The sequence below is a fragment of the Thiorhodococcus minor genome, from assembly GCF_010820565.1.
GTDB lineage: Bacteria > Pseudomonadota > Gammaproteobacteria > Chromatiales > Chromatiaceae > Thiorhodococcus > Thiorhodococcus minor.
The window spans coordinates 1-1,571 of the sequence record NZ_JAAIJQ010000239.1 but is presented as its reverse complement, the minus strand read 5'-3'; the positions used below and the strand labels follow the sequence as shown (position 1 = coordinate 1,571).

Annotated in this window: 3 protein-coding genes; 1 reads left to right on the top strand and 2 read right to left on the bottom strand. The window is 54.4% G+C overall.

Annotated features, from left to right (window positions below; translation table 11 throughout):
• Positions 1–136 precede the first annotated feature (136 nt).
• Entirely contained in the window at positions 137–373 is a 237-nt protein-coding gene (locus G3446_RS26625; RefSeq protein WP_245232835.1) for a maturase, read from the top strand.
• 555 nt (positions 374–928) lie between these two features.
• On the opposite strand, the gene G3446_RS26620 is transcribed toward G3446_RS26625, so the two are convergent.
• On the bottom strand, positions 929–1,195 hold the full coding sequence (locus G3446_RS26620) for a DUF2442 domain-containing protein (protein WP_164456669.1): 267 nt from the start codon (positions 1,193–1,195) through the stop codon (positions 929–931).
• On the bottom strand, positions 1,146–1,328 hold the full coding sequence (locus G3446_RS26615; RefSeq protein ID WP_245232836.1) for a DUF4160 domain-containing protein: 183 nt from the start codon (positions 1,326–1,328) through the stop codon (positions 1,146–1,148). Before G3446_RS26615 ends, G3446_RS26620 begins: the two co-directional genes overlap by 50 nt.
• Between the last annotated feature and the right edge of the window lie 243 nt (positions 1,329–1,571).

Genomic DNA, 1,571 nt, shown 5'->3' with positions numbered 1-1,571 from the left:
GAGCCCTCGGCCTCGAAAAGCTATTTTCTATACCCCCTGCGTACCTCCTCGATCCCGGGCTTGTCCAACAACCGGTTCAGATCGTCGCTCGCTTCGCTCGGACGATCTAACCTTATTCGTTAGGCGACGATGCGTGATGGCAAGACCTGACCCCGATCTTCACCTGACCCCGATCTTCACCAATCGCATTCGCCAGCTCTTGAGCTTGGGCACAACGAAACGCACGGCGATCTGGACAGGTATGAGCTCGAAAGGCTATTGGCACCTGTCCCGCTCGCTGGGCACGCAAACCGGGATGACCAACAACTGGCTGAAAGCTCAGGGCTTGATCAGTATTCGCGATCAGTGGATGAAAGCGCATGGCTATGCCTGACGCGTCGTCTGCTCCCTTCTGGTGAACCGCCTAGTGCGGACCCGGGCCTCGATCATCGTTCGGTCCATCTGGCTGCCGGGAGCAAGGCGCCCCTGCGTAAGGCACTGATTTCCTAACCAAGATCGCAGCGATCCTTACGCTTGCACTGGGTTTTGGACCAGACGATGATCAAGGCCCGGACCCGCATGCTAGGTGGTGTGGGGAGGGCGGGCTAAATACCCGCCCTTACCCGATTAGGCGCTCGCTGCCGGCCAGGGAAGCGCAAAGCGCGAGGCCGGTAGTCCCGGGTAGGCGTGTGCGCGTGCGTATTGCCGTAATGACGAAGGACGTGAGTCCTTCGTCGTGAAGGCAATATGCAAAGCGCAGTCACACACGCCGTAGAGTCATTCGTCGTAGGGTCGTGCGCAGCCCGAGTGCGCCAACGGCGCTACTCGAGGCGGAGCAGCGACCCGGAGCGGGACGGCCCGGGCTGAGAAGGTTGTCGCCCTGCGCGAGTCCCGTCGGCGAGGGATCGACCCGACGGGTATCACGAGCGCAGACGCGACACTCCGGTTTTTATGTGCTTCTTGACTTAAGCGGAAAACGTTCTGGATGCTTAATAATTTCTCTAGTCAAGTCAACATCTAAATCAGGCCAGTAAAAATGATCTGGCGATTGTTCTTCTACATTTACAATTGACTTGACCGCCATTTCTCTAAACCATGGAAAATCATCATATGACATGAACAATTCTTCTCCATGGGCGAACAGCCATACCCCATGCGTAGAAATATTAGTTACTTCCACTTCTGAAATGCTGTTGCCATGCGCTAACGAGCTCATTGTAATGAACCTCTACGAGTGACTCTATTTGCTTCAGTTGTTTTCTTGAATACTTATGGTTCTTGGCAAGCTCAATTTCAGGCTTAAGCCAAAATTTCGCTTCTCCATCGCCTGATACTACATGGACGTGCATCCTTTCCTCTTCTCTTGAGAAGAAGAAAAATCTATATCCACTTTCTTTAAATACTGTAGGGCTCATTTCACCTGCTGCACATAACGCCGCCAAGAACGGTGCGAACTTGTGAGCGTCCGGCGACCGTAGGGAGCAAATTTAATGGTCTTGTTGGACGAAGCCGCTGCGCGGAGAAAGCCCATGCGGCGGCGTGGCGCTTAGAATGTAACCTCATGCCCTCGGTTGCGAGGGGCCGTTTGTTCA

Bases quoted from the DNA above. Each gene is read 5' to 3' on its own strand.
- G3446_RS26625 (WP_245232835.1), top strand. From the start codon at position 137: ATGGCAAGACCTGACCCCGATCTTCACCTGACCCCGATCTTCACCAAT.
- G3446_RS26620 (WP_164456669.1), bottom strand. From the start codon at position 1,195: ATGAGCTCGTTAGCGCATGGCAACAGCATTTCAGAAGTGGAAGTAACT.
- G3446_RS26615 (WP_245232836.1), bottom strand. From the start codon at position 1,328: ATGCACGTCCATGTAGTATCAGGCGATGGAGAAGCGAAATTTTGGCTT.